Genomic DNA, 1,537 nt, shown 5'->3' with positions numbered 1-1,537 from the left:
AATTCCTGTCAAGCCCCTAAACCGGCGTGGCTACGAAATCCCCAACAACCACGCTGGTTTTCACGCAAGAGATATTTGCATGTTCACTACTTCCAACTCGCTATAATGGAAATAGAGAACAAAAAGCAGCCGCCCCGGCATCGGCCGTGGGCGGCTGTTTTCTTGCCAGTCCAGACCTGCACGTACTGAAGTCCAGGATTAACCCTCACCCCTTCAAGACTTTGATCCCAAAAGTATGGGGGAGAGGGGGTACAAGCAAAACGGCGGCCCGAAGGCCGCCGTTCTTGTGTTGCCCACGCTTCGGGCGAGTCGCGCGAAGCGCCTCCCGCCACCACGCAGTGGTTACTTGATGATCTCGGAGATCGTACCAGCGCCTACCGTGCGTCCACCCTCACGGATGGCGAAGCGCAGACCCTTCTCCATGGCAACCGGCGTGTGCAGCGTGATCTCGAGCGCGATGTTGTCGCCCGGCATCACCATCTCCGTGCCTTCCGGCAGCTTCGCCGATCCCGTTACGTCCGTGGTGCGGAAGTAGAACTGCGGGCGGTAGCCGTTGAAGAACGGAGTATGACGTCCCCCCTCTTCCTTCGACAGAACGTAGACCTCGCCCTTGAACACCGTGTGCGGCGTGATCGAACCCGGCTTCGCGAGCACCATGCCGCGCTCCACGTCGTCCTTCGCCGTACCACGGAGCAGGAGACCCGCGTTGTCGCCAGCAAGACCTTCGTCCAGCTGCTTCTTGAACATCTCGACGCCGGTGACGGTCGTCGCCTGCGTATCGCGGAAGCCCACGATCTGTGCCGGCTCGCCTACCTTGATGCGACCACGCTCGATACGGCCGGTAACTACGGTTCCACGACCCGAGATCGAGAAGATGTCTTCGATCGGCATCAGGAACGGCAGGTCGACCAGGCGGTCGGGCTGAGGAACGTTGTCATCGACAGCCTGCATCAGCGCATCGATCTGTGCCTCCCACTGAGCTTCGCCGTTCAGCGCGCCCAGAGCCGAGCCACGGATGACCGGAACGTCGTCGCCGGGGAAGTCGTACTTCGAGAGAAGCTCGCGTACTTCCATCTCCACCAGGTCGATCAGCTCTTCGTCTTCCACTGCATCGCACTTGTTCAGGAACACAACGATGTACGGAACGCCAACCTGCCGAGCGAGCAGAACGTGCTCCTTCGTCTGGGGCATCGGGCCGTCCGTTGCTGCCACCACCAGGATCGCGCCGTCCATCTGCGCTGCGCCCGTGATCATGTTCTTGATGTAGTCGGCGTGGCCAGGGCAATCGACGTGAGCATAGTGGCGGTTCGCCGTCTCGTACTCCACATGCGAAGTCGAGATCGTGATACCACGCTCGCGCTCCTCAGGAGCGTTATCAATCGTGTCGAACGAGCGGAAGCTGTTCTTCGGGTTGTGCTTGGACAACACCTTCGTGATCGCCGCCGTCAACGTCGTCTTACCATGATCGATGTGCCCGATCGTTCCAACGTTTACGTGAGGCTTACTACGGTCAAATTTTTCCTTCGCCATGACTACT

General features: G+C 59.5%; 1 protein-coding gene. It reads right to left on the bottom strand.

The annotated features are described in order from the left end of the window. Positions 1-342: 342 nt before the first annotated feature. On the bottom strand, positions 343-1,530 hold the full coding sequence (gene tuf / locus OHL14_RS00015; protein WP_263377253.1) for an elongation factor Tu: 1,188 nt from the start codon (positions 1,528-1,530) through the stop codon (positions 343-345). Between the last annotated feature and the right edge of the window lie 7 nt (positions 1,531-1,537).

This window comes from Granulicella paludicola (assembly GCF_025685545.1).
In the GTDB taxonomy this organism is placed as follows: domain Bacteria; phylum Acidobacteriota; class Terriglobia; order Terriglobales; family Acidobacteriaceae; genus Granulicella; species Granulicella paludicola.
Note: the sequence above shows the minus strand (reverse complement) of the source record. Positions and strands in the feature narration are given on the sequence as shown.

Excerpts from the sequence above, each read along its gene's own strand:
- tuf (WP_263377253.1), bottom strand. The coding sequence starts at position 1,530 with ATGGCGAAGGAAAAATTTGACCGTAGTAAGCCTCACGTAAACGTTGGA.